At 43.0% G+C, this 25,203-nt stretch carries 21 protein-coding genes; 4 read left to right on the top strand and 17 right to left on the bottom strand.

Annotated features, from left to right (window positions below):
* Positions 1–5 precede the first annotated feature (5 nt).
* Positions 6–965, bottom strand: a complete 960-nt coding sequence (locus H7968_RS11820; RefSeq protein WP_227396353.1) for a Gfo/Idh/MocA family protein — start codon at positions 963–965, stop codon at positions 6–8.
* A gap of 174 nt (positions 966–1,139) precedes the next feature.
* Here H7968_RS11820 and H7968_RS11815 point away from each other — a divergent pair, with 174 nt between their 5' ends.
* The gene (locus tag H7968_RS11815; RefSeq protein ID WP_227396352.1) at positions 1,140–1,553 is read left to right on the top strand and encodes a GNAT family N-acetyltransferase; all 414 of its coding nucleotides are present in this window, start codon (positions 1,140–1,142) and stop codon (positions 1,551–1,553) included.
* A 122-nt stretch (positions 1,554–1,675) separates the two neighbouring features.
* On the opposite strand, the gene H7968_RS11810 is transcribed toward H7968_RS11815, so the two are convergent.
* The 4 genes from H7968_RS11810 to H7968_RS11795 are packed head-to-tail and all read right to left on the bottom strand — an operon-like array spanning position 1,676 to position 8,239.
* The gene (locus H7968_RS11810; protein ID WP_227396351.1) at positions 1,676–4,861 is read right to left on the bottom strand and encodes an ATP-binding protein; all 3,186 of its coding nucleotides are present in this window, start codon (positions 4,859–4,861) and stop codon (positions 1,676–1,678) included.
* Positions 4,851–5,216 (bottom strand): response regulator transcription factor, encoded by a 366-nt coding sequence (locus H7968_RS11805; protein WP_227396350.1) that lies wholly within the window; start codon positions 5,214–5,216, stop codon positions 4,851–4,853. The genes H7968_RS11810 and H7968_RS11805 overlap by 11 nt, the downstream gene beginning before the upstream one ends.
* A gap of 14 nt (positions 5,217–5,230) precedes the next feature.
* On the bottom strand, positions 5,231–7,093 hold the full coding sequence (locus H7968_RS11800) for an adenylate/guanylate cyclase domain-containing protein (RefSeq protein ID WP_227396349.1): 1,863 nt from the start codon (positions 7,091–7,093) through the stop codon (positions 5,231–5,233).
* On the bottom strand, positions 7,094–8,239 hold the full coding sequence (locus H7968_RS11795; protein WP_227396348.1) for an HD domain-containing phosphohydrolase: 1,146 nt from the start codon (positions 8,237–8,239) through the stop codon (positions 7,094–7,096).
* Positions 8,240–8,350: 111 nt separating this feature from the next.
* On the opposite strand from H7968_RS11795, the gene H7968_RS11790 reads away from it, so the two are divergent.
* The gene (locus H7968_RS11790; RefSeq protein WP_227396347.1) at positions 8,351–8,695 is read left to right on the top strand and encodes a DUF3307 domain-containing protein; all 345 of its coding nucleotides are present in this window, start codon (positions 8,351–8,353) and stop codon (positions 8,693–8,695) included.
* 77 nt (positions 8,696–8,772) lie between these two features.
* On the opposite strand, the gene H7968_RS11785 is transcribed toward H7968_RS11790, so the two are convergent.
* The 7 genes from H7968_RS11785 to H7968_RS11755 form a co-directional block, all read right to left on the bottom strand.
* Positions 8,773–9,654 carry an EAL domain-containing protein gene (locus H7968_RS11785; RefSeq protein WP_227396346.1) on the bottom strand — a complete coding sequence of 294 codons (882 nt, stop codon included), beginning with the start codon at positions 9,652–9,654 and terminating at the stop codon, positions 8,773–8,775.
* Between the two features lie 113 nt (positions 9,655–9,767).
* Positions 9,768–10,214, bottom strand: coding sequence for a DUF4385 domain-containing protein (locus H7968_RS11780; RefSeq protein WP_227396345.1), 447 nt, complete (start codon positions 10,212–10,214; stop codon positions 9,768–9,770).
* A 101-nt stretch (positions 10,215–10,315) separates the two neighbouring features.
* The gene (locus H7968_RS11775; protein WP_227396344.1) at positions 10,316–11,791 is read right to left on the bottom strand and encodes a glycoside hydrolase family 32 protein; all 1,476 of its coding nucleotides are present in this window, start codon (positions 11,789–11,791) and stop codon (positions 10,316–10,318) included.
* A 14-nt stretch (positions 11,792–11,805) separates the two neighbouring features.
* Positions 11,806–13,239: a PTS transporter subunit EIIC gene (locus H7968_RS11770; RefSeq protein WP_227396343.1), complete on the bottom strand. Its 1,434-nt coding sequence runs from the start codon at positions 13,237–13,239 to the stop codon at positions 11,806–11,808.
* Positions 13,240–13,392: 153 nt separating this feature from the next.
* Positions 13,393–14,379: a LacI family DNA-binding transcriptional regulator gene (locus H7968_RS11765; protein WP_227396342.1), complete on the bottom strand. Its 987-nt coding sequence runs from the start codon at positions 14,377–14,379 to the stop codon at positions 13,393–13,395.
* Positions 14,380–15,104: 725 nt separating this feature from the next.
* Complete coding sequence (locus H7968_RS11760) at positions 15,105–15,653, bottom strand: superoxide dismutase family protein (RefSeq protein ID WP_227396341.1); 549 nt, start codon at positions 15,651–15,653, stop codon at positions 15,105–15,107.
* Between the two features lie 58 nt (positions 15,654–15,711).
* Entirely contained in the window at positions 15,712–16,632 is a 921-nt protein-coding gene (locus H7968_RS11755) for a proline dehydrogenase family protein (RefSeq protein ID WP_227396340.1), read from the bottom strand.
* Positions 16,633–16,792: 160 nt separating this feature from the next.
* Here H7968_RS11755 and H7968_RS11750 point away from each other — a divergent pair, with 160 nt between their 5' ends.
* On the top strand, positions 16,793–17,227 hold the full coding sequence (locus H7968_RS11750; protein ID WP_227396339.1) for a peptidylprolyl isomerase: 435 nt from the start codon (positions 16,793–16,795) through the stop codon (positions 17,225–17,227).
* A gap of 417 nt (positions 17,228–17,644) precedes the next feature.
* On the opposite strand, the gene H7968_RS11745 is transcribed toward H7968_RS11750, so the two are convergent.
* Together H7968_RS11745 and H7968_RS11740 are read right to left on the bottom strand one after the other, a co-directional pair.
* Complete coding sequence (locus H7968_RS11745; protein WP_227396338.1) at positions 17,645–18,148, bottom strand: DUF1648 domain-containing protein; 504 nt, start codon at positions 18,146–18,148, stop codon at positions 17,645–17,647.
* A gap of 13 nt (positions 18,149–18,161) precedes the next feature.
* Entirely contained in the window at positions 18,162–19,175 is a 1,014-nt protein-coding gene (locus H7968_RS11740) for a S66 family peptidase (protein WP_227396337.1), read from the bottom strand.
* Between the two features lie 333 nt (positions 19,176–19,508).
* Here H7968_RS11740 and H7968_RS11735 point away from each other — a divergent pair, with 333 nt between their 5' ends.
* Positions 19,509–20,786 (top strand): S8 family peptidase, encoded by a 1,278-nt coding sequence (locus H7968_RS11735; protein WP_227396336.1) that lies wholly within the window; start codon positions 19,509–19,511, stop codon positions 20,784–20,786.
* 123 nt (positions 20,787–20,909) lie between these two features.
* On the opposite strand, the gene H7968_RS11730 is transcribed toward H7968_RS11735, so the two are convergent.
* From H7968_RS11730 to H7968_RS11720, 3 genes are all read right to left on the bottom strand, one after another.
* The gene (locus H7968_RS11730) at positions 20,910–22,289 is read right to left on the bottom strand and encodes a Glu/Leu/Phe/Val family dehydrogenase (protein WP_227396335.1); all 1,380 of its coding nucleotides are present in this window, start codon (positions 22,287–22,289) and stop codon (positions 20,910–20,912) included.
* Between the two features lie 110 nt (positions 22,290–22,399).
* A complete protein-coding gene (locus H7968_RS11725) occupies positions 22,400–23,242 on the bottom strand; it encodes a DUF1206 domain-containing protein (protein ID WP_227396334.1) in 843 nt (280 codons plus the stop codon).
* A 16-nt stretch (positions 23,243–23,258) separates the two neighbouring features.
* Positions 23,259–25,118 carry an LTA synthase family protein gene (locus tag H7968_RS11720; protein WP_227396333.1) on the bottom strand — a complete coding sequence of 620 codons (1,860 nt, stop codon included), beginning with the start codon at positions 25,116–25,118 and terminating at the stop codon, positions 23,259–23,261.
* Between the last annotated feature and the right edge of the window lie 85 nt (positions 25,119–25,203).

Here is a 25,203-nt window from a genome sequence, read left to right as displayed (position 1 = left end):
TCCTCCTATTCCCTTCCTCTGTAAGCCCGCTCATTCACTTCAGTCAGTCTGAGCATGTCTTCTCTTGTGATGAGTGGTTCTGCACCTCTTTTAACCTGGTTGACCCACTGCTCCATTGCACTTGGTGCAGATGCTGGAAGCTCAGGTTCTATCCAATCACCACCGGTTTCAGCGTTTTGCATACGCCCCTTTTTACCTTCTACAAGATAATTCCCTTCCGTCCCCCGAAGCTCCAGATGGAACAGTCCGCTTGAAACAAAATCGGTTTCGATCACGGCCATTAATCCGCTGTCATATGACACCAGTACTGCTGCAAGCTCGTCTACTTCGCTTTTATACACCGTTTGAAATAACGCCTTCACTTCTTTTACTTTGCCACCAAACCGGTTAGCGAGGTAAATCGGATGGGCACCAAGATCAATGAGGGCGCCACCTGATGTTTCTTCTTTTTTCAGAAAAGCTTCCGGAAGCCAGCCATGTGGATTTTCTTTCGTCGGAACAGCTCCATTATGGGACACTCTGCATCGAAATGAAGTCAGCTTCCCAAGCTTTCCTTCATCAGCAAGCTTCTGTCCATAAAGATAATAATCAGCTGAGAGCCTTGGCAGAGATAACATGAGATGAACACCTGCTGCATCTACCGCGGCAAAGATCTCCTCACACTCTTTCACTGAAAGCCCTAACACTTTTTCTGAAAAGATATGTTTTCCCTTATTCGCAGCTTTTATGATGACCTCTTTATGCATAACAGTCGGTGTATCCACGATGACCGCTTCTATTTCAGTACGTTCAAGAAGATCATCCAGCCTCTCATAGAATGGGACACCGAGTTCATCTGCCCAGTCCTGACCTCTTTTGGCATCTTCATCCCACACTGCACAAACATCAATCTCAGGATGTGCCAGCGCTTCTTTTACATAATCATCTGCGTGTACGTGCCATCTGCTTAACATAGCTGTTTTCATCATGATCACTCCCCTTTTACTTTTACTATGACAGACCGGTGACTGAAACGGAACGGTCAATTGCAGATCGCGGCATTGGCATTGAAAAAGGATTTTATTTCTTTTTGTCGAATTTTACTTTTGAGCCGGGTTAGCTCTTTAATGACTGTCCACATATAAGGAGGAATGATGTTCATGCTTTATCAAACATCCACTGAAGGGATTACCCCTGCCATGTTAGAAGGTTTCTTTGACGGGTGGCCTAATCCGCCATCCCGCGAAAAACACCTGCAAATCCTGCAGAACAGTTACCGGATCGTGGTCGCCATTGAAGAAGAGACCAATCAGGTTACCGGTTTTATTACCGCGATCAGTGATGGCATTCTTTCTGCTTATATTCCACTTTTAGAGGTACTGCCTGACTACAAAAAGCAGGGCATTGGCAAAGAGCTTGTCAAACGCATGCTAAATGAGCTTGATGATTTGTATATGATTGATTTGATGTGTGATGAAGAGCTTCAGCCTTACTACGACACATTTGATCTCCAGCGTTCAACCGGTATGATCAAACGGAATTATGAGCATCAGTCAGGACGCCCTACGCTTTAAAAAATGTTGGACATACAGCGGTGTGATATCGCCGTGCTCTCATTCATTCAAAAAAGCCGGAACGACTCTATGTGAGTATCGTCCCGGCTTCCCGTGTTCCTTAACCTCAGCACTTTGCGTTTCTAAGTCCTGTCCTCACCCATTATAATGACTTTTGATAATGCTTCGGGAGGATACGGTTTGACCAGATAATGTTCAATCTTGTATTTTCTCATTTTCTCATAATCACGATCCAGAGCAGATGAAATCACGATCGGTATAGAGGATGTTTCCGCATCATTCCTCAACTCCTCAATAACATCCCAGCCATCGAGATCACCACTTAGGGAAAGGTCCACCACCACTGCCGTAATATGCCTCTGCTTCACATCTTCGACCGCCCGTTTCGGATCAAGGTGATGTACGACCGAATACCCTTTGGATTTAAGTTCATCCGATAATAGCAAGGCAAGACTCAGGTCATCCTCGAGTATGAGGATACGGGCCTGTTCATCCCCCTCAGTCACTTCTGCTGTACCTGCGGCTACTTCCGCCTCCTGGTCCACCGGTAAGGTAAACGAGAATACAGATCCTGTGCCTTCAGAAGATTCTACCCAGATCGTGCCGTCGTGATGATTAATAATTTCTTTACAGATTGCGAGGCCGAGGCCCGTTCCACCAATCTTCCTTCTTTCACTGTTATCAATCCGTTTGAACTTCTGGAACAGCCCCTGCAGCTGGTCCTTTGGAATACCAAGTCCCTGATCCTGAACGGAAACCGTTAACCCTGATGGGCTGCTTTTCGTTTTAATCAGAACGTCCCCACCGTCCGGCGAAAACTTAATGGCGTTGCTGATTAAATTCGTCAGAACCTGAGTCAGCCTGTCTGAATCTGCTTTTACGACAGTTAATGGTGCCTCATCGTTAAAGATCAGATGATGGGAAGGCGGCACCTGAAGACTTTCGATCGTTTTCAAAATAATCTCATTCAGTTGAACCTGCTCCATGTGATATTCCTGACGTCCGGACTCCATCCGTTGAAGATCAAGAAAATCATTGATCAGATTCGTTAGCCTTCTCGCTTCTTTATGAATGGTTTGAATGTAGCGCTTTTGCTTTTCCGGTTTAACTTCTTTTGTTAATAACAGCTCCGTAAACCCGAGAACGCTGGACAACGGTGTCCTCAGTTCGTGGCTGACGGTGCTGACAAGCTCTGACTTCATCCGGTCGACTTCATAATCACGCGTAATATCACGGTAAACAAAAATCGTCCCGACTCCCTTTGAGCCCCTGTAAATAGTGGTCGCATATATATCAATGACTTTAGGCTGTTCCTCTTTCGTCGTATAACGAATGGTTTTGACTCCCTCAATGTCCTCCGAATATGCTGCTTTAAAGAAAGTTATAAGCAACCCCGATTCTTCAACAGAATTCGTTACAACACTGAGCCAGGATTCACAATCCATACTTTTATTCGTATAAGGCTGCCCAAGCATTTCGCATAATGGTTTATTGTGCTGAATCATACAGCCGTCACGGTCAACAAGCTGTAATCCCTCAGTCATGTTATCAATGATTTCCTGATTAAGCTGACGTGAATATTCAATTTCCTCGTACGCAAGAATCCGGTCAAACGCAATCGAAATTCTGTTAAAAATACCTGTCAGCTCTTCGCACTCTTTCTCCGAAAATGAATTACCAGCCCGTTCAGCTCTGAATACTGCCAGCGTTTTTCCTTCGTTGTTGGCTACAACAGTCTTTAGTTCGTACGTATACTCAGGTACATCATTCAGTGTCTGGTCATAAGATGGAGATAACTTTTTACGAATTGTCAGCCCCTTAATAGCATTGGTAAAATCAAAGGGTTCTTTTAAAATTTCATTAATCCGCTCTGTTGTCACATTGTAAGCGGAATATACACTCCGGTCCGCCAAATAGAGCATACTGCGGTCAAACTCATACATTTTATTTAAATACGCTATCGTGTTGTCCAGAAATTCATATTTATTAAAAGTAGATACGAGAGACTGATTCAGATCATTGTAAAGTTCCAGCTGTTCCTTCGTCTCTTTCGTAATCTGCAGGGTCCTATTCAGCTCTTCTTCTGCCAGCTTTGAATGGGAAATATCCTGCGCAATCATTATAAATTCATACGCATGACCCGTTTCATCCAAATAAGGCACCATGGCCATATTTGCGTAGACGACGCCTCCATCTTTTTTGCGCAATTGTACGTCAGCATTGAAAATCATGCCGAAATTCAACTGCTGCCACATTTGCTCAAAGTAAGAATCCGGGCGGCTTCCTGTGCGAAAAATTCTCGTCGTTTTTCCTTGAAGCTCATCATCAGCGTAACCTAGCTTTTCACAAATAACGCGATTGGCTTTCGTAATAATACGATTTGAATTAACTGTAATCACCATAAGCGTTCTGTCGAGTGCCTGTGAGGTTGCTTCAATTTGCCGTAGCTGGTCTCTCAATTGATCCTGCTGTTCATGCAGTGCTTCCTGCTGGGCTACTAACTCTTCGTTTTGTGCATTTAATTCGTCCTCTTTGTAGGAAATGGAACGCTTCATCGCATCAAAGGCATTAATCAGCACGCCTACTTCCCCATTTGCTTTTATAAGCACCTGATCAAGCTCATATTCCTTCCCCTGCTGCAGTGCAACCGAAGCCTCTGTTAAATTTTCTATCGGTCTGATAATGGACCGCAGTATTTTACGCATAAGAAAGAGCAGAATGACGAGTAACAGCAACATCACACCGCCGAACAGTAAAAAGGTGAGAAGGTTATGGTGAAGCGTTTCCTCGATTGACTCCTGAGTAAGCACCCGGTTTTGATCTCTCAAATCCTGTGCATAAAAAAGAAATTCATTGACTGTCTCGTTCACTCCACTTGCAGAATACGTCTGCAAAGACACATAGTCATCATTTTCAACGTATTCCAGCGCTGTTGGAAGCAACTCATTAAAATAGGTGGTCATAAAGGCATCTAGCTCATTAATAATCTGCCTTTCTGAATCAGTCAATGCAAGACCTTCCACTGATTCAACCGCTACTGCGTATCTGTCTATCTCCTGATCCAACTGCTGTCTTTCTGCATCCAGCTTAAAAGCATAATAGCCTCTCGCTCTAAAGAAAATTCCTCGAACACTCTCCTCGAGCTCTACGATGGCTTCGCTTTTTTCCTGAAGTGCAGCCTGCTCTTCTTCAATCTCCTGGTTTTCTATACTTAAATAAATAAAAAGACCCGCTGTAACGAGCAACACCGGGATTAAAACGGTAGCAGTCAAGTTTAAAAAGGTTTTTCTGATAGAGTTACCCTTCATTTAACAGCCCCTCCATAAAATCAGCCAATTCGATCGGGCTGAATGGTTTGGAAATAAAATAATCTGCACCAGCCTGCATCAGCGCTTCCTGATCCTCTTTTTGGGTTTTAGCAGTCAGCATAATAATCGTTATTGTCCTCTTGATATCATCTGACAGTTTCTCAAGCACTTCATAACCTGTCATCTCGGGCATCATGTAATCCAGAATCAGATAATCAAAGGTTTCTTCGTTCAGACGTTCATATGCCTCCCTGCCGTTTGTCACCTCCGAAATGACAAATGGCAGCTCCTCCAATGTATCCTCAATCAGCATTCTGAGTATGTCTTCGTCATCTGCAATGAGCAGTTTTTTCATTGTCTGCACCTCACTTAATTTTCCTGAGCAGCAGCTGCCTCATTTAAAGCACCCGTTGCTTCATTACCTAACTCAAAGATTCTCACCAATTCAGCTTTTTCATGAATCCCTGCAAGCTTCGTTGTCAGCTTTTCTGTTTTAAACTGATGACTGGAAAAAACCTCTGAAAGCTCCGCAAAATCTGATGTTGTCAGCACGATATCTTCGCCTTCGCTTTTTTGCTGAATTCTCGCTGAAATATTAACCGTCCTTCCAAAATAATCAAGGATATCATTTGCATTGACCGCAATAACAGGGCCGGAAAATAAGCCGAGCTTTATCTTAAGGGAAGTCTGACTGTCTTTATTGAACTCGTGAAGACCCGTCTGAATCGAAATGGCAGCCCTTAAAGCATCTTCTTTCTTTAAGAAAACAGCCATGATTGAATCGCCTATTGTTTTAACAATGCCACCGCTGTTAGCAGCCACATGCTTTTTTAAGTAATTGAAATGCTGATGCACCTGATGATAAGCGTTTGCATCACCAACTGATTCATACAATGCCGTAGATCCCTTCAAATCACTGAAAAGAACGGTAACGGTTTCTACACCAATCTGCTGATCCGGTGATAATACTTCATTAGAAAACAGATCGCGATAGATTTGAAGGGTCGCAATAGAAGCACCTGTGATCGCATAATGATCCCATTCCATTTTCTCTATTAAGACGACAATCTCCTTGTCAGTCTGATTTGAAATTTGCAGTGCTCCGCCATTTTTATTTATATGGAGGTTATCAGTATCCCATCCTGTGTCATGATAAACAGCAGAAGGCTGATCAGGATGCTGGTTCTGATCCAGTTTAATAGAATGATTGAACTTTAATACTCTTAGACGAAGATCCCCTTGTTTAACAGGATATTGAATAAACGAAGTCTCACCTGGAGCAATTCTTTTTTGTGAAAGAATATGTGGACTTCTTGATGGTCCGCTCAGACAATAGACTTGATTCCTTGCTTTTCTGACAGATGGATGTACAGAAAATCGCATTTCAACGTAACGGTCGAGGGTCATTTCATAATCTACTCCACACAGGTCACAATGCACCTGATCAACCAGCTGGTTCATGGCAGAAACAGAATTCTTTGCTGCCCGGCAATTCGGACACATCAAATTCCATGACTGATTCAGCAGACCACTCTTCACAGCATGTAAAAAAAGATATAAAGCATCTGATCGATTTATACTCCACCGATCAGCCAGATAATAAGGCTGCATATCCAGCACTTCATCATCACTGGCACTTGTTAAATGATTCATTAAAAGATTTACCTGATCCGGATTTTGATGAAAAGTCAATAAGCGTGCACTTTTTTTGGAAAGTTGCATTTCATCCAGCTCAACTTTTCCGTGTACCGGCAGAATATTGATGCTTGACTGCTGATTTGCTTCCAGACATTTATCCAAATATTTCATGATTTCTTTAATCGAATTGACAGCTGATGTAGGAATAGCTAAAAGCCCCAGCAGATTTGCAGGTGTGAACTTTCCTGTAAATGTAAGCTCAACCTGCGGATCCGCTTCAGATCTACTTACATTTTCAAATGAAATGGTCCAATGAAACCGTTTGATTGGTCCGCTTCTATACACCCGTTCTACAGAATAAAATTCATTTTTCACCCATTCAAAAGGATGCTCAACCCACTCTAACGGTACAAATCCTGCAGCCTTTGCCTTTGCTGTTCTGTATAATGTAGAGTCATGATATTCAGCATTTGAGAAATGAACGGTAAATACACCTGAAACCCGATTTAAATGATCTGTATTTGACATCAGTTCCCAGGCAGTCTCTTTATCCATTGGATAGATTTTTTTAAATTCATACACTTTTTCATTCATTTAACCGCTCATCCTCTCCGGCTTTTCAGCATAAAGTGATCTAATCTCCAGAATCTTCGGCAGCTGATCAAAAAAGACGTCTACTAGCTGAGGATCAAAATGCTTCCCTTTTTCCTGATTAATTAAATTCAGAATTTCTTCAAGTGGCCAGGCTTTTTTGTACGGTCTTTCAGTTGCCAGTGCATCAAACACATCAGCAATGGCAACTATTCTGCCGTACAGAGGGATTTCTTCTCCAGACAAACCTTCAGGGTAGCCTTTTCCATTCCACTTTTCGTGATGAGTCTTTGCGATAACGGCTGCAGCCTGCAATATTTTTCTTTTAGAATTTTTAAAAATAGAATAGCCTGTTAATGTGTGTTGCTTCATTACAGCGAATTCTTCGTTCGTAAGTTTACCGGGTTTATTTAAAATAGCGTCCGGGATGCTTACTTTGCCGATATCGTGCATGGGACTCGCTAACTCTATCAGGCTCGCTTCTTCCTCAGATAAACCTGCGCCTCGGGCGATAATATAGGAGTACTTAGCGACCCTTTTTACATGGTTTCCTGTTTCGGCTGAACGGCTCTCACCAATTGATCCCATTGTGTAAATAACTTCTTTCTGCGATTCTACTAATTCAGAATAGAGTATTGCTTTTTCAATCGATTGGCCTGTATATGTGGCAGCAAGAGAAAGATAAGTAATATCCTTTTCAGAAAAGATGGAGGGATAACTTTGCTTATTAACTGCCTGATATACGCCAATGATTTCTTTATCAGCATTTCTTATAGGGATACATAATATTGACTTTGTAAGGTATCCACTTTTCTTATCAATATCCGGATTGAACCTGCTATCTGTATAGGCGTCGTGAATAATAATCGTCTCTCCTGACTGATAGGAGCTTCCAACAAGGCCTGAAGAAAGAGGAATTTCAATCCTGTCTATACCGTGAGCGACCTTCGTCCACAGTTTTCTTTCGTGAGGATCAGCAATCCACAAAGTACATCGATCTGCCATCGTCAGCTTTTTGCCCATTTCCGCCATTAATATATGAAGCGTATCCAGATCATTTTCATGAGCCAGTTTTGATGCATATTCAAAAATGATTTTTAACAAATCCTCTGCTGGTATGTCTGAGGAAAACGGTTGGCGGTTATTCATCTTTCGCACCTCCAAGCAAGTAAAAAAATCCTAAAGACGAATAGAATTTAAGTATGATATAGTAATTATATCATATAAAAATAGTCAAAATGGTCCATGAAAGGTGATTATATGAATCCATTTTCTTTTTTGTTTTTAGCACATTTAATTGGAGACTTTTTGTTTCAAACAGGCTGGATGGCTTCAAAAAAAAGCACAGAGTGGATTCCTTTACTAACGCACTGTTTCGTTTATACGATAACGATTTTAATTGTATCCTGGATGACTTTCGGTGTTATGTCTTTAGTCGCATATCTCTTTATTTTTGTAACGCATGTCATACTGGATCGGCAAAAATTTGTACGCTGGTGGGTAAAGCGCATGATGCAAACACCTGCAGGCCCTGATAAATGGCTGACGATCGTTGTAGATCAAATTTTTCACCTTATTATTCTGGCCATCGCATTGTATTTATAAGTAATGAAAAACTGTCCCGAATGAAAAGATTAATCAGGAGGAATCATCCTCTTAATCTTTTTATCGGGACAGTTATTTTATTTCGAAAGGTATTTTAAAAAAAATTCATCTGCGGGTAGAGCAGCTTCATGATAGAAGCCCTGTGTCACTTTGCCCCCGAATTGTCTAATTTTCTCGAGCTGACCAGCACTCTCCACCCCTTCTGCTATAGCCGTACACCCGAGAGATCCTGAAAGCTTTATGAGAGATTCCACAACAGATGCCGCTCTTTCTGAGGTCGTCATCTGCTGAATAAAACGCCGATCAATTTTCACAAAATCAACAGAAACGTTAATCAACTGGGGAAATGTATTATATCCGGTACCAAAATCATCGAGTGAAATTTTTATACCAAGGTTTTTCAGGTCCGTAACCTGACGTGTCCAAACATCCAGATCGACTTCAAGACGTTCTGTAAGCTCAATAGAGATGTAAGCAGGATCTACCTTATACACATCAAGAAAATGGCTGACTTCACTGATCAGTGAACGATTCACAAATTGAATGCCTGAAATATTCGTTGCAATGTTGATCAGTTCCGCTCCCTGGTCTTTCCACTTAGCCTGCTGATGAAACAGCTCATGAAGACCCCAGCGTCCAACGTCCATAATCTGACCTGAATATTCCGCCTGTGAAATAAAATTCTCAGGAAAAAGGATCCCGCGGTCCGGATGATGCCATCGAATAAATGCCTCCGCACCTGCTAATGCGCCGGATTCGACATGGAACTGCGGCTGATAATACAGTTTAAATTCGTTATTGCGTATGGCTCTCCGGATCTCTTCACTAAAGGACAGCTTCAGCCTCGACAAAATATCCTGATCACCTGTTTGACCTTCTTCAGGAGCAAGGGGAAAGAACGTAATTTTCTTTTGAGATGACAGATTTTTCACCTTTGGCTGCATGTAAGCGACATTCATTCGGGCTCATTCCCTTCAACGCCATACTGTAATACTTTCATTATAACGCATATATATAGACCTCTGCACTATTTTTCAGAATTTTATAAATATTTTTTAGTTCTTTATTCGCGCTATCCATACTTCTTTTGATGGTGTTTCTTTTTCTCCAGATATTCCTCATCTTCCCTTACGATTTTCCACTTCTCTTCAAAAATTGAGGCAGACTGCACTTTTTCTTCATCTATTTCACGGTCATTTACTTCTCCGCTCTTGTCGTATTTTCTGCCACCTTTGTAATTGGCATAACGTCTGGCTCTCGTATATCCCATCTGAATGAATTTCCTCGCCATATCCATTCCGACAAAATCGTCTTCTTTTTTATAGGCTAAAAACATTTCATAAATCTTTTCTGATGATTCTTTTGCCTCCTCCGGTGTTTTAAACCGCCAGTGGGGCAGTATTTCACCTTTGTAGGGCTCCACTAATAAGACACCCTGCTCTCCACGACCTACTCTGTATAGCTCGGGCTTTTCACGAAAATCAATTGAATCGAAATCCAGGTCATAATCAAATGGCATAAGATCAACCTCCTTGCTTCTCTTTTCCCACTTTCAATATCCGGAAACAAAAAAAGACTGCCGGCAGTCAGTCTATCTGACTTGCACGACAGTCCTTATGATCAGCGGCTGATACCGCGTTTCATTGAATAAATCCCGTAATTGGTTTTACTATTGCTTGTAATTGCCACTTTCTTCTCTTCGTTTAGAGGGAATACTCTGCAGGTGAAGACTGCTTCTCCTCCATTGACAAAGATCTCTGCAATACTGTGATCAACCAGAACCTCAATTTCAGAAAGACCGTTTTCGAGCGTAACTTCACGGGTTGTCCCGAATGCCGCTTCCACCACATGCGTCATTCCCGAACGGTCCACTGTCACTTTTTTAGCATCATGATCATAACGGATCTCAAAATGTTCATTTTCCGATTCAAAAAGCTGCACGCTCATATCAGACGTTGACGTGGTGCTGATCAATGCTCTGAATGCTTTCGCAGTCGTATTGTCCAGTAATGCTTCTTGACCAGCGCCTTGCGTCGATCCCTCAGCAAGAAGCTCACCCTGAAGTAATGACAGCGAATCAGCAGGACGCTGAAGCAGTCTGTTGCCTTTACGGACAAGCTCACGCGGCAGGGTCAGACAGTGTGCCCAGGCATTTTCGTCCGTCGGGAAGTTAACCTCTCCAACACCGGCCCAGCCGTAGAGCAGACGTTTTCCATCAGCTTCAAAGCTCTGCGGTGCATAAAAATCAAAGCCCTTATCAAGTTCATGATATTCTTCCACTTCAAACTGAAGCTTTTCAATATTAAGCGTTCCGGCAGCATACACCGTATTAAAAACGTTATGGTAGTTTTCACCGGAAGGATCGATGCCCTGCGGGGAGAAGATTAAATAATCTTTCCCCTCCAGCTCGAAGTAATCCGGGCACTCCCACATATACCCCTCAAGGTCAATATTGACTGAAAGCTCACCATAAAATGACCAGTTCAGTGCATCAGGTGACTGATAGACGATAATCGCACCCGTCTTATTTTCACGCTGAGCCCCTAACAGCATATAATACGTTCCGTTTTGCTCAAATACCTTCGGGTCACGAACGTGTCCTGTGTACCCCTCAGGAACCCCTTCAATAAGAGGATTCTTTTCATATTTACGGATCTCACCGGCCTCATTCATGATCGCCAGACACTGATGGGCGTCACGCGCTTCCTTATCGTACTTCACATTCCCTGTATAAAATAAATACAGTTCATCGCCGACCTGCAGGGAAGCACCTGAGTAGGCACCATGTGACTCATAATCCTCAACCGGTGTAATCGCAACCGGGTGACGTTCAAATTCAGCAAGATTCTCAGATGAAACGTGTGCCCAGTGCTTCATTCCATGATAAGCACCATACGGGTACCACTGGTAAAACACATGGTAACGGCCTTTGAACCAGGCCAGTCCATTCGGATCATTCAGCAGTCCGTACTGTGGATGAATGTGATACACAGGCTTCCACAGATCATAGGCTGATTTATTCGCTAAGGCTTCGAGCTCTCCCTCTTTTGCCTCTAAAATGGTCCGGTATTTCGGTTCAAAATAGCGGGTCGTCATAATGGTCCTCCTCTTTATACATCAAAGCTTGGTTTTTTCACCTTTCCGTAAATCGCAGTGAAAATCGCTCCTAAAACAAGCGCAAATACGTTGGCAATTACGTAGTGTAAGTGTCCACCGCCAGTCGTTGAAACGATAGCAATACCAGGTACTGCTGTTGCACCGAATCCAAGCGCATTAATATTCAGGAAGAATACGTAAGCACCTGCAAACGCACTCGCGATACAGCCTGCAATTAACGGGAATTTATAGCGTACATTAATACCGAACAGTGCCGGTTCTGAAATTCCGAATAAAATCGATCCAAAAGATGAGATTCCGATCTGGCGTGCCTTTTTATCATTCCAGCGAAGGTACAGATAACCAAGTACAGCTCCACCCTGTCCCATAAGCGCAACAGACATCAATGGCATAATAAAGTTTAATCCAGTGTCGGCAATCAACTGTGCCTCTACCGCGCCAATGACGTGGTGAAGACCTGTAATGACGACAACCTGCTGAACACCTGCAAAAATAACAAATCCGACAACACCAAGATTTTCAGTTGCCCAAAGAAGGCTTGATGTTAATCCGTCTGCAAGGAAACGTCCAAGCGGACCAACAATCACAAATAACAGTAATCCTGATAGCGTGACAGTCAGGAACGGCACAAGGAAAAGCTTAATGATATCTGGTACAACACGTGTAAAGAACTGATCAAGCTTCGCCACAACAAGACCCATTAGAAGGGCTACAATGATTCCACCCTGGAATCCTACAAGCTCGATATTAAGGCCAAGAATATTAATATTTTCTGCTTCAACATTTCCCGCAGCAACCTCAAAGGCATTTCCTAATTCCGGGTGAAGCATGATCGCACCAATAACAAGACCTAAAACAGGATTTCCTCCAAAACGCTTTGTCGCTGACCAAACTACCAGCAATGGTAAAATCGTAAAGATACCTGTCGCCATGATTGACAGGAATCGATTAATCCCTGTAATCGCAGGGTACATTTCAACAACAGATTGCTCTGCAAATACGCCAGGCTGACTTAATAGACCTGTAATCCCCATTAATAGAGCTGCTGCGAGCAGTCCCGGGATGATCTGAACAAACACATCAGATAATGCTTTAATTCCGCGCTGGAAAGCGTTCTGCTTTTTAGCAGAGGCACCTTTCACGTCACTTAATGACATATCTTCCATGCCTGCTTCCTGCTGGAATACTTTATAAACGTCATTAACCGTACCTGCTCCAAAAATAATCTGAAGCTGGTCACCTGCAATAAATGCTCCCTTAACGTGGTCAAGCTGTTCAATTTCCTTAAGAGAAATTTTCTCCTGGTCGTTTGTCACAATTCGAAGTCTCGTTGCACAATGGGCAGCACCTTGAATATTTTCCTTGCCACCAATTAACCGGATGACTTCTTTCACGGTTGGTTCGTATTTTTGAAGTTTCCCACTCATGAGGTTTCTCCTTTCAACAGATCCGGCTTTAATGTGGAACCGGTTCCAAATATAAGTATTTTTTAGGAACCAGTTTCTGAAGCGTTTTCATAGAACCGGTTCCACAAATGAGTCTAAAACATTTCGTTTAAAAATGCAAGCCTTTTGTAAGCGCTATTTTTTTCCTTTTACACTTTCTCCTTCACGAATGGAAAAGCTTGGTCTCTGAAGCTTTTCAACCTCTTCTCCAATAATCAATTTCTCCATTGTAGAAGCAGCAAGCACCCCTGTTTCCTGATGGTCAAATTCTATGGTCGTAAGAGACGGATGAATCATCGCCGACACGGTATATCCCCCAAACCCGCTGATCGAAATATCTTCCGGAACCCGGTACCCAAGCTCTCTTGCCACTCTCATCGCGCCAAGCGCAATCGTATCCGTTGCACAAATCAGCGCGGTAGAAGATGTGTTAGAAAATTGCTCTTTCGCAGCCTTCATCGCACTTTGAAAATCAAAGCTCCCTCTGAAAAACGACACAGTTTCCGCCCCATTTTCTTTACAACCGGCTATGACGCCCTCTTTTCTTCTGACGCCAACTGCAACATCCTCTTCCTGGACGCCCAAAAATGAGATCTCCTTATGCCCGGCAGAAGCAACGTAACGTCCCATCTCATAACCCGCTTTGTAGTCATCAAACACGATGCAATGTGTACGATCCGTTTCCTGCCCAATAATCAGCAATGGAACTGTCAACCGTTCCATCAGCTCAAAATGCTGAGGCGTCAGCTCCGTCGCAAACAAAATCATCCCATCCACCTTTTGCCGCTGCAGATTCTGCAGACTTTCAAGCTCACGTTCAATAGAATGACTCGTATTAATAATAAGCGTCGTATATCCCTGCTCCCTCAGTTCATCATCAATCCGGATTAACGTTTTTGACGTCACAAACGAATCCAACGCAGGTGCAACCACGCCGACAAATCCCGTTTTCTTTGACTTAAGACTTCTGGCAAACGAGTTCGGCTCATAATCGTGCTCCTCAATCACAAGCTTAATCTTTTCACTCGTCGCCGCGCTTATTCTTCCCCCATTTAAATACCGGGAAACCGTACTTTTTGCCACCCCGGCACGACTTGCAATATCATTAATCGTAACTTTCATAAAATCCTCTCCGGTAACAATGTTTGTATCATAATATCATATTTGAGATTTTGGCGTGATGCCAGGTTAACGGCGGAATTCGTGAGCTCATGCGCGGAGTTCGTCAGGTTGGACGCGAAGTTCGTCAGCTTAGGCGGCGGGTTTGTGAGGTCCCACGAGAATTCGTCAGTTCAGTGACTTATGGACTACTCCTCACACCACGAAACAGAAACCGCCAACACATTAGAGGTTCGCGGACAGGTTTGTGAGCTTATCCGATGAATTCGTGAGTTCATGCAGGCAGTTCGTCAGGTTAGACGCGAAGTTCGTCAGCTTAGGCGGCGGGTTTGTGAGGTCCCACGAGAATTCGCCAATTCAGTGACTTATGGACTACTCCTCACACCACGAGACAGAATCCGCCAACACATTAGAGGTTCGCGGACAGGTTTGTGAGCTTATCCGATGAATTCGTGAGTTCATGCAGGCAGTTCGTCAGGTTAGACGCGAAGTTCGTCAGCTTAGGCGGCGAGTTTGTGAGGTACGGCGAAAATTCGTTAGTTCAGTGACTTATGAACTACTCCACACCTGCAAACCAAAGTCGCCACCCCATATACCTTCCGCGGTAGCGATTAATCTCTTAATACAACAAAAATCGCGGCAACAAAAAAAGAATCAACACACGATTACTCCAGCAAACCCATTAAAAAAAGCCATTCAGCTCTATTACCTGAACAGCTCTTCTGATACTACCCCTTAATCTCACCACAGACGATCCTTTTTCCTGCATTTCCGGCCGGATCCGTTTCGTAATCATCTGCCCGTTCATGAATCACGATCGCACTCCCATCCTCATCAAGAAGTGAATGTGGACTTCCTTTTTCAAGCGTGACAGCTTTAACCTTCAAACTGAGGTTAATGGTTCCATCTGCATCTACTTCAAGATTCGGCAGATCACCTGCATGAAAACCTTTTGGATTATTAAAACCATGCTGCTTTTTCTCCGGATTAAAATGTCCGCCCGCTGATTCAAAGTCAGGCGGAACACAGCTTCCCTTTTCATGGATATGAACCGCTTTTTCACCCGGCTCAAGATTTTTAGCCTGTAAATGAATCGAAACTCCTTCTGATGTTTCCTTTAATATTGCTGTACCTACTGATTGACCATCTGCATTTAACAATTTTGACTCAACAGATTTTTCACTTAATACCGGCATTGCCTGCTCCATATTCATTTGACAGCCGCCGATAAAGACGAAAATCCCACTTAAAATAAGACCCGCTGTATATTTTGTCATTATACTGAACCTCCTGCCATTTTCTTTAGCAGGATGTCCTGTTTTGAATGATTCTATTCTATCGTCTGAACATAGACATGACGGTGAAGCCGATATTGGCCGGGCGCTCTGCCAGTCTTTTCATGAAATACGTATACCAGTCCTTGCCGAAAGGTACATATACGACCATTTTATGACCCTCTGCCGCCAGTTCTTCCTGCTTTTTGTCTCTTATACCCTGAAGCATTTGAAACTCGTACTGATCAGGAGGAATACGGTATTCCTTTACAACCTGTTTGACAAAATCAATCATGTCATTGTCATGTGTTGCAGCCTGCGTGTAAAATCCGTTCAGCAGATGCTGTTTGACGAGCTTTTTATAATTTTCATCAACATGACTTTTATCATTCATATCAACATCTTCTGATTCCTTATAAGCCCCTTTAACAAAGCGGATCGCTGGGGACAAGGAATGAAGTCTTTTTAAATCCTGCTCTGTCCGGAATAAATTCGCCTGAAGCGCAAGACCGATATTCTCATAATGAGATCTCAGCTCTTCAAATATCGAAACAATCGCCTCACAGTTTTTATATTCTTCCATATTGATCGTGACAAATACATCACAGCCCGAAGCTTCATTCAAAATATTCTTCATATTTTGCACGGTGAGCTCCCGATCTAATTCAAGTCCAACCGAATAGAGCTTCAGTGAAATCTGTCCATGCAGATGATGATCACGAATCGCGTGAATGGCAGCGATCGCATTGTCCACATAATAGGCAGTGTCTTCTTCTGTTTTAACAAATTCACCAAGACAGTCAATGGTCACTCCAATTCCTTTTTCGTTCAACTCTTTTACCTGACTAATCATTTCATCTGTATATTCTCCTCCTACGAAATAAGATCCACCTAGGTCCATACCCGCTTTTCTTGCCGTTTTTATAAGTGGTTTATTGTAAGCAAGTGTTGTAAAAAACATACGAAGTGTCTGTTCAACCATCCGAACCCTCCTATGGATCATATTTCCATACAATTTCCCTTAAATCAGCACGAGAAAACGCAGAGGTTATTTCATCCATAAAGGGTCTTTCTTTTCTTCTTTTTGGAGATCATGGTAAGATGAAAACTGGTTAAACATTTAGAATAAGGGAGTGCTCACAATGGCAAAGACTGGTTACATTGATTTAACGAATGGACAGAAAATTTCATTTGAACTATATCCGGAAGAAGCACCTGGTACAGTTGCGAACTTCGAAAAATTAGCAAACGAGGGCTTTTACGATGGACTTAATTTCCACCGTGTGATTCCGGGCTTCGTAAGCCAGGGAGGATGCCCGAATAAAAATGGTACAGGCGGCCCTGGATACACAATCAAGTGTGAAACAGAAGGCAACCCGCACCGTCACGTGCCAGGTTCACTGTCAATGGCGCATGCCGGTAAGGACACAGGCGGCAGCCAGTTCTTCATCGTTCACGAATCACAGCCGCACCTTGACGGCGTTCACACTGTATTCGGTAAAGTAACAGAAGGACTTGAGCATGCTCAAACAATGGAGCAAGGCGCAGGCATCAACGAAATCCGAGTTAACGGGTAAACTCTTTTTCAGTAAACTGTCTATTTAAAACCGTGCAGGGTCATTCCTTCGCTTTCCGCGGCCGCGCGGTGAGCCAGCTGTGCTACGCACATCTGTCTCACCTGTCGCTTCTCTGCCGCAGGAGTCTACGGAATGACCCTGCACTTTTTGTATGGAATATCAATTAGCACTGCTTACTCATAAGGGACAGACTTCATCCCTGAAGAATTTTGCATACAAAACCACAAAGACCGTTGTATAACCTCTCTTTATACAAAAAACAGGAGCAACTCCAATTAAGAGCTGACTCCTGCTTTTTTAATCTGTATCTGTCCAATGATAAACAAGCACCATAAACAAAATCATTAATATTCCAGCGATAACGTAAAAACCATCAGGAACTGCACTTCCACCGAAAAACAGCTTCAACGCCTCCTTTTACTTATTTTTCACCATTCGAAAAATGGCCCAGGCAAGTGTGCCGAAAATCAGAATCAGAAAAGCCGGTAAAATGCCGGCTGTCAACTGCTCTGATTCCTGTTTACCCATCATGACTGTTTCATAAATCAAATAAGCAAATAATAGCACGGAAAGATTTTTGGTGACGTTGATCATCCATACGCCGATCCGATACTGCTTGTCTGCATTTTCTTCAGTGATTTTCACCAGATAATTGTATGTATGTGGAACCCTCTCTAACGCTGTCAGTCCTCCCCATATCAATAACCCCAAAACCGGAAGAATAACCACCGTGGCTTTCGAACCGTATCGGTCAGCCTCACCAGATGCATTGAAATGAAGGGGAACCTGTTCAGGAAGCTCCTTCCAGGACAATATCAAGTATCCTACAGCCAGTAATAAACAGGCAATCGATACAGCACTGAACAGCTTTTCCCCTAATGATTGTTTAATAGAGACAACGGGTCTGTTTTGATGTAACAAACTCATACCACCTCTATTTAAAAGTCTGACGCACTTTACCTTTCCCGTTTTCCACTTCTACATCAGCCCATGCACCATTAATGAACGTAACCTGAGGCGGAACATGACCACAATCGATATCATACACAACTGGAATGGACAGCTCTTCGCTTAATGCTTTATAAACATCTTCAATTTCATAATTTTCAACCCGATCATTTGCACTGCTTCTTCCGAAAAGAATACCGGAGCAATTGTCAAACCATCCTGCAAGCTTCATCTGCACCATTGCTCTTCTGACACTGGCCGTATTCAATTCACAGTTTTCAAAGTACCATACGATTGGATCATCACCAATAAAGTTTTTCCTGAATCCTTCCACATCGCCATATGGCGTGCCTACCAGGTGTTGAATTACATCAATACATCCGCCAAGCAATCGACCTGAAAAGGATTCACCCCGGCAGGCAATTGATTTCCACTCTGTCGGTTCATTCAGGTGATAAACCACATCAGTTGGATTTTCATGATCCCATTCTCTCTGATATTTCTCAGAAGAGTATTGTTCAACCGTACCACCCTCTTCAGTGGATAAGACGTCTCTCCATTTAGCTGTTACATCATCTGTTTTTTCACCCCGAAGATCGATAAGATTGACACCGTGCGCCGTTGCCATTCCCGTTTTCAGTGTTAGGGCCAGTAACAGCACGCTTGTGTCTGAATAGCCGAGGATCCACTTCTTATCTATTTTTTTCATATCCGTATATTCAAGTATTTCAATCAGTAACTGTCCACCCCACGGCGGGATAATCAGGTCGATGGAAGGGTCCTTTAGCATTTGATTCAGCTCTTTCGCTCTTTGAGCAGCCGGAGCGGAAGCAGATTTGTCCTGTGTCCAGACCGTCTCACCGCATACCACGCTGAAACCTCTTTCTTCCATTCTCTCAATCGATTGATCAATCAGATGGTGCAGTTCTTCCTGAACACCTGATGATGGTGCAGTAATGCCAATAGCCGCTGGTGACTTTAGTGTTGGATAATGTATCAATTTTATCTCTCCTAACATGTTTACCTGACTATTATTGTACCATTTATTTACTTATCAAATTATTTATTCTTGGAAATTAGTTGTTTTAATAGAATGTTCGCCATTTTTCCCAAAATTTTTTCGGGGCTCCATGTAAAATGACCGCCCTGTCGTATCATAAAAGATCTATTATTTACAGAATATTCAATTTTAAACACCCATTAGGAGGTTATATCTATCAAAAAGTGCGCTTCCCTGTCTAAAAAAGCATCAGAATTTTCCCGATAACCAAATGTTTAAACCTTTGATAGGATAAAGTTGTTCACAAAATACCAAGAAAAAGGAGTCGAAAGAATGAAAAAGTCTAAGAGTGTTGCATTAAGTTTATTGCTTGCTGCCAGCTTGGCTTTACCTGCAGGCGCGAGTGCTGCTCCGGCAGACAACGGAAATGGGGGAGAAACGTTCCGTGTGTATGTTGAAGCAGTAGGAAATAATGCTGCTGCCAAAAGTTCTGCAAATTCATTGAAAGATCAGTATGAGGTTCGCTGGGAACTTTCAGAGAACGGCTTCTCTACTGAAATGAACGAAAAGCAGTTCCAGGCACTGCAAAAGAATAAAAACTTCAAAGTGTCAAAAGTTCAGCAGGTTGAAATTGAGACAGATGTCCGTGCTTCTGAATTTGAAACAATGGCTGGAGAATATCCTACTCAGCAGACACCTTGGGGAATTAAAGCAATCTATAACAATCCAAATCAAACAACAACTTCTGGTGGAGCAGGTGTTAACATCGCAGTATTAGATACTGGTGTTTACACAGCTCACTATGACCTGGTGAATACTGTTGAGCAGTGTAAAGACTTTACAACTGCATCAGGTCTTGTAAATGGAAGCTGTAACGATGTAAATGGTCACGGTACTCACGTAGCAGGTTCAGCACTAGCTGACGGCGGAAGCGACCAGGCCGGTATTTACGGTGTTGCACCACAGGCTGATCTGTGGGCATACAAAGTACTCGGTGACAGCGGTTCCGGTTATTCTGATGATATTGCTGCAGCCATTCGTCATGCAGCGGATCAGGCAACAGCTACAGGGACTAAAACTGTCATTAACATGTCACTTGGTTCAGCCGGACAGGATTCTCTAATTACCAACGCTGTTAACTATGCATACAGCAAAGGTGTTCTTGTTGTAGCTGCTGCTGGTAACTCAGGATACCGTGAAGGAACAATCGGATACCCTGGTGCACTGACAAATGCAGTAGCTGTTGCGGCTCTTGAAAATGTTCAGCAAAACGGTACATACCGTGTAGCGAACTTCTCTTCCCGTGGATACTCTGCTACTGATGGTGACTACGTGATCCAGCAGGGCGACGTTGAAATCTCAGCACCGGGTGCATCGATCTACTCTACATGGCCAGGTGGCGGTTACAACACAATCAGCGGTACATCAATGGCAACACCTCACGTAGCTGGACTTGCTGCGAAGGTTTGGGCATCTAACCCAGGCTGGTCACACACTCAGCTTCGTGCTAATCTTCAAAATCGTGCACGCGCAAATGATATCCTTGGCGGATATGGTGCTGCATATGGTGATGACTATGCATCAGGATTTGGTTTCGCAAAAGTTAACTAATTTGTCTTTTACAGGATTGGTAAGCCTGTAATATCTGTTTCCCCTTTCATATACCTTGAAAAGTAAAGGACTTTTCAAACCCAACGTTTAAAGGACAGCCATCCGACCCGGCTGTCCTTCTTTTTAATATAATTTACCCTGTTTATATAAAATCAGGGAAAGCTTCATAACTGAATGGATATAACAGTTTTGACGAAGAGAATGCGGATCCCCAAAAAACTTTGGCAGAATCGTCGCCATGGTTCCTTCCATCTTTGTAAATAGCTTACGATAAATCTCATCTTCATTGTAAAACTGTGTTTCACGTCCCTGCAGCCACTCAAAGTAAGACACAATAACCCCTCCGGCATTGGCAAGAATATCCGGAATAATGATCGTGCCCTTTTCATTTAAATAAGCATCTGCATCTGCTGTAACAGGTGCATTCGCCCCCTCTACGATCACTTTTGCTTTAATCTGCTCTTTATTGGACTGATGAATCTGATCCTCAAGAGCTGCCAGCATCAGCACATCACAATCTATGCTTAAAACTTCATCCCGATGAAGAATTTCGGCTGTCACGCCGCTCTCCTTCAGCATCTCGTCTGTATACGGAAGATCACCGTTGTTTTTAGCTGTAAACTGCACGAGTGACGGAATGTCCAGCCCGTCCTGATGAAACAGCGTACAATTCCGGTCGCTTACGGCAATCACTTTATTTTGGAGTTTTTGACACTGATACGCTTCAAGGGCCGTGACGGAACCTACATTTCCAAACCCCTGAACAGCAATACTCAAAGGCTTTTCATAAAGATCCAGCGCTGTTTTAGCAAAAACGTTATTTGTTTTTTTCAGCCACTCCTGATTGTGCTGAATAAACTCATGTATCATATAACGGAAGGTAAAATAGACGCCTTTTCCGGTAGCTTCTCTGCGCCCCAAAGACCCTCCATTAATCACACTTTTCCCCGTGAAGCTTCCACGGTAAGGTTCACCAGGCTTTATATTTTTGTATTCAGCCATCATCCAGTCCATTTCCCGCTCGCCGCTTCCCATATCCGGAGCAGGAATGTCCTTATCCGGGCCAATGACATCAGCAAAATATTGAACATATTTCTTGGAAATCAGGTTTAATTCTTTTGGTGTAAACTCTCTCGGATTTACAATGACCCCGCCTTTTCCCCCTCCAAAAGGCACATCATGCAGGGAATTTTTCAGTGTCATTAAAAATGCGAGGTTGATCACCTCTTCCTCATTTACTGATTCATGAAAACGAATCCCACCCTTATAGGGTCCTAATGCATTATTGTGCTGGACACGAAAAGCAGGAATTCTGACGATCTCCCCACGCTCTAATACAATGCGCAGAAAGGATTTATGTATTTTATTCGGAGTAGATAAAACAGCAGCAAGAGATGAAAACGCTTTCTCTCTTGGCCCGTTTGTAAGGTCAGGAAGAAAATTAGTATCCTCCATGAGTGCATTTAATGATTCCTGTACAATAGCGCGTGTTTGAGATTGCATATGAATTCCCCCTTATGGTTTCTTCTTCCACCTTATCATAAAAGAAATCATATCCGCTATTGAAGTGGCGGATATGATTTTGTAAGCATTACCGCGTAAAAGTGTCCTTCCTACTCATCTTTCCCAAAATTCATTCTGGCATAACGTCCACGAATGATCTCATACACACCATATAAAATCAGACCTGCTGCTGCCAAACCAAGCAACACCATCCCGTATGGCTGGGAGGCTATTTCCCCCAGAGCACCATCAAGCCCTTTCGCTTCATCCGGGTTGGCAGTATAGGCTGTCTGTATAAAGAAGAAGCCGACCATGGCAAGCACAATCCCTCTGGCAATCAGTCCTAACTTCCCGGCATTTTTCGCCACTTTTTTCTCGTGCTGATTCATGTCCTTTAAAATAAATTTACGCATGAATTTTTCTTTATAACCTGCATAAAGCTGATAAATTCCATACCCGATGACGCCGGCACCAATGAGACCAATCATCCACTGACCGAATGGTTGACCAAGCAGCGTAGCGGACAGGGTTTGTTCAGAATTCCCACCACTGCTTCCTGCATTCATCGCAATCTGAATAGCTGATGTTGCCAGACCACCATAAATAACCGCACTGATGACATAACCCGCGCGAATACCCAAACCTTTAGCGTCCGTACCTTTTTGCTGAGGATCAAAAAATGCGCGAATCAGCTCCCAAATGATATAAAAAAACAAACCTATACCCACAATCCACAACAGCGTTTCACCGAACGGAATCGTCGCGACCTGCTGCAGCGCACCGGTTGTATCTGTCGTTTCACCGCCACCTACTCCAAGTGCGGCCATTAGCGCAAGGATACCAACGATCATATAAACCGTTCCTTTTGCCATATATCCAAAACGGCCAAGACGGCGAATCCATGGCTTTACTTCTTCCTTTGTACTGTTTGCTTTTAACGTTGCCTGTCCCATGTTGTTATTTCTCCTTTCATTCCACTGTTTCTCCCTTCAGCTGACCAACTGCATTTTTCTTAATAATCAAATCAGACATCCGAAGCTGGGAAGCCGCTTCATATAAAACCGGCGAACAATTTGTACGAGCTGTCTGTTCCTCCGTGTCCAGGCTATAACACTTACCATTCTCTCTTTCAGTCGTCAGATCAGCCTGATAGTAGTACCCATCGTATAAATAGGATCCATCGCGAAAAACGGTCAGATTCGGTTTATCATCCAACAGATTATCACCAATCATGTACCCTTTTTCTTCACCGAGCAATGAGAGAATCGTCGGTGCAATATCAATCGTCCCGCCTGTTGTGCTGATCACTTCTCCGGAATCCATATCCGGAAGCTTCATGAAAAGAGGCACTTTTCTCCCGAGGTTCAAATAGTCTGTAACTGACTCTGCTTCAGCCATTTCAGCCATATCCCTACCAGGCTCCTGCAGACCACTGTCATGATCACCATATGCAACAACCAACGCGTTGTCCCACAGGTTTTCCTCTTTTAACCGTTCCACCAGAGCACCAAACGCCTGATCAACAAAATGTATATTGTGATAATAATTTTGAATGATTTCTTCTTCCAGACTTCTTAAATCCAATACTTTTTTATCTTCAGGAAAATCATAAGGTGTATGACTCGTCAGCGCGACCAGAAACGAATAAAAAGGCTCTTCCATTTTCATCATCCGATCAACAGAAGATAAAAAGAAATCTTTGTCATTTAATGTAAGACCAATTACCTCTCCATCCGGAAAATCAGCAATGCTGTAAAAATGATCAAAACCGAAGTTTTTGTAAACATCATCACGATTCCAGAAATCACGTTTAAATGCATGAAAGGCTGCCGTCTCATACCCCAGGCTGTCCATCTTCTCAGGCAGTGAGTCATAGGAATGATCCGGATATCTCGTATAAACAGAGCCTGCTTTCAGTGGATAAAAAGACGTATTCAGTAAAAATTCAGCATCAGAAGTGCGCCCCTGATGAGTCTGGTGATAAAAATTCGGAAAATAAAGAACTTCTTTTTTGAATTCGTTAATAAATGGTGTAATTGCCTGCCCGTCAATCTCCTGGTCAATCACCGATGTCTGAAACGATTCCAGTTGAATAATGATGACATTCGGCTTGTCCTGGAACGTCTGATCAACCGGCTGATCACGGTTACTGTCAAAAAACTGCTGAAGTTCCCTTTCCTGAGCAGCCGTTAATTGTTTCTTCTCAATCCACTGATCATTAATTTCCCGGCCAATATCAATTACATGATGTCCCATCATTCCAGCTTTGAAATACGTACGCATATTGGAGAGTGAATCCTGAACGAGCCATTCATCCCTGTCACTTGCACTCACTAATAGAGGAGCAGCAATAAAAATTACACCCGCTGTTGCCGTGATAATCACAGATTGATTCTTAGCTCTGCGCGGCAAAGTGTTAAAAGATCTCTTACGGTCAATTATCAGATAAATGCCGATCAGCATCACATCGAGAAACAATAGAAAATCAATCGGATAGATCAAATCTCTTAAACCGCCGCCAACCTCGCCCATCTGCGGAATCTGTATTAAAAGAGCGACCGATAAAAAATCACTAAAATAGCGGTAATACCAAACATTTGAAAGAATGAGCACGGTAAAGCCAATACTGAGAAAAAATAAAACCCATCTGCGTTTCGAAGGGCTGATCCATAATGTCCATACAGTCAAAAGTAAGAGAGAGCCCAAGCTTACAAAAAACAGATGAAACCCGTAAAAAGTGCTTGTCATCAGTCCAACAAGTGACATTTTTAACAGGAGCAGAAAAATAAAAACGATATAGTCAATCGACTGAATCTTGTTCTTCTTCACGGCACCCCTCCTCCCGGAAATATCTCTATATTATTTACCCTGTGACATTCCTTGTTAACCTGGACGAGTAAAAATCTGCATAAAT

The sequence above is a fragment of the Jeotgalibacillus aurantiacus genome, from assembly GCF_020595125.1.
Classification (GTDB): domain Bacteria; phylum Bacillota; class Bacilli; order Bacillales; family Jeotgalibacillaceae; genus Jeotgalibacillus; species Jeotgalibacillus aurantiacus.
Note: the sequence above shows the minus strand (reverse complement) of the source record. Positions and strands in the feature narration are given on the sequence as shown.

Bases quoted from the DNA above. Each gene is read 5' to 3' on its own strand.
- H7968_RS11820 (WP_227396353.1), bottom strand. From the start codon at position 965: ATGAAAACAGCTATGTTAAGCAGATGGCACGTACACGCAGATGATTAT.
- H7968_RS11815 (WP_227396352.1), top strand. From the start codon at position 1,140: ATGCTTTATCAAACATCCACTGAAGGGATTACCCCTGCCATGTTAGAA.
- H7968_RS11810 (WP_227396351.1), bottom strand. From the start codon at position 4,861: ATGAAGGGTAACTCTATCAGAAAAACCTTTTTAAACTTGACTGCTACC.
- H7968_RS11805 (WP_227396350.1), bottom strand. From the start codon at position 5,216: ATGAAAAAACTGCTCATTGCAGATGACGAAGACATACTCAGAATGCTG.
- H7968_RS11800 (WP_227396349.1), bottom strand. From the start codon at position 7,093: ATGAATGAAAAAGTGTATGAATTTAAAAAAATCTATCCAATGGATAAA.
- H7968_RS11795 (WP_227396348.1), bottom strand. From the start codon at position 8,239: ATGAATAACCGCCAACCGTTTTCCTCAGACATACCAGCAGAGGATTTG.
- H7968_RS11790 (WP_227396347.1), top strand. From the start codon at position 8,351: ATGAATCCATTTTCTTTTTTGTTTTTAGCACATTTAATTGGAGACTTT.
- H7968_RS11785 (WP_227396346.1), bottom strand. From the start codon at position 9,654: ATGAATGTCGCTTACATGCAGCCAAAGGTGAAAAATCTGTCATCTCAA.
- H7968_RS11780 (WP_227396345.1), bottom strand. From the start codon at position 10,214: ATGCCATTTGATTATGACCTGGATTTCGATTCAATTGATTTTCGTGAA.
- H7968_RS11775 (WP_227396344.1), bottom strand. From the start codon at position 11,791: ATGACGACCCGCTATTTTGAACCGAAATACCGGACCATTTTAGAGGCA.
- H7968_RS11770 (WP_227396343.1), bottom strand. From the start codon at position 13,239: ATGAGTGGGAAACTTCAAAAATACGAACCAACCGTGAAAGAAGTCATC.
- H7968_RS11765 (WP_227396342.1), bottom strand. From the start codon at position 14,379: ATGAAAGTTACGATTAATGATATTGCAAGTCGTGCCGGGGTGGCAAAA.
- H7968_RS11760 (WP_227396341.1), bottom strand. From the start codon at position 15,653: ATGACAAAATATACAGCGGGTCTTATTTTAAGTGGGATTTTCGTCTTT.
- H7968_RS11755 (WP_227396340.1), bottom strand. From the start codon at position 16,632: ATGGTTGAACAGACACTTCGTATGTTTTTTACAACACTTGCTTACAAT.
- H7968_RS11750 (WP_227396339.1), top strand. From the start codon at position 16,793: ATGGCAAAGACTGGTTACATTGATTTAACGAATGGACAGAAAATTTCA.
- H7968_RS11735 (WP_227396336.1), top strand. From the start codon at position 19,509: ATGAAAAAGTCTAAGAGTGTTGCATTAAGTTTATTGCTTGCTGCCAGC.
- H7968_RS11730 (WP_227396335.1), bottom strand. From the start codon at position 22,289: ATGCAATCTCAAACACGCGCTATTGTACAGGAATCATTAAATGCACTC.
- H7968_RS11725 (WP_227396334.1), bottom strand. From the start codon at position 23,242: ATGGGACAGGCAACGTTAAAAGCAAACAGTACAAAGGAAGAAGTAAAG.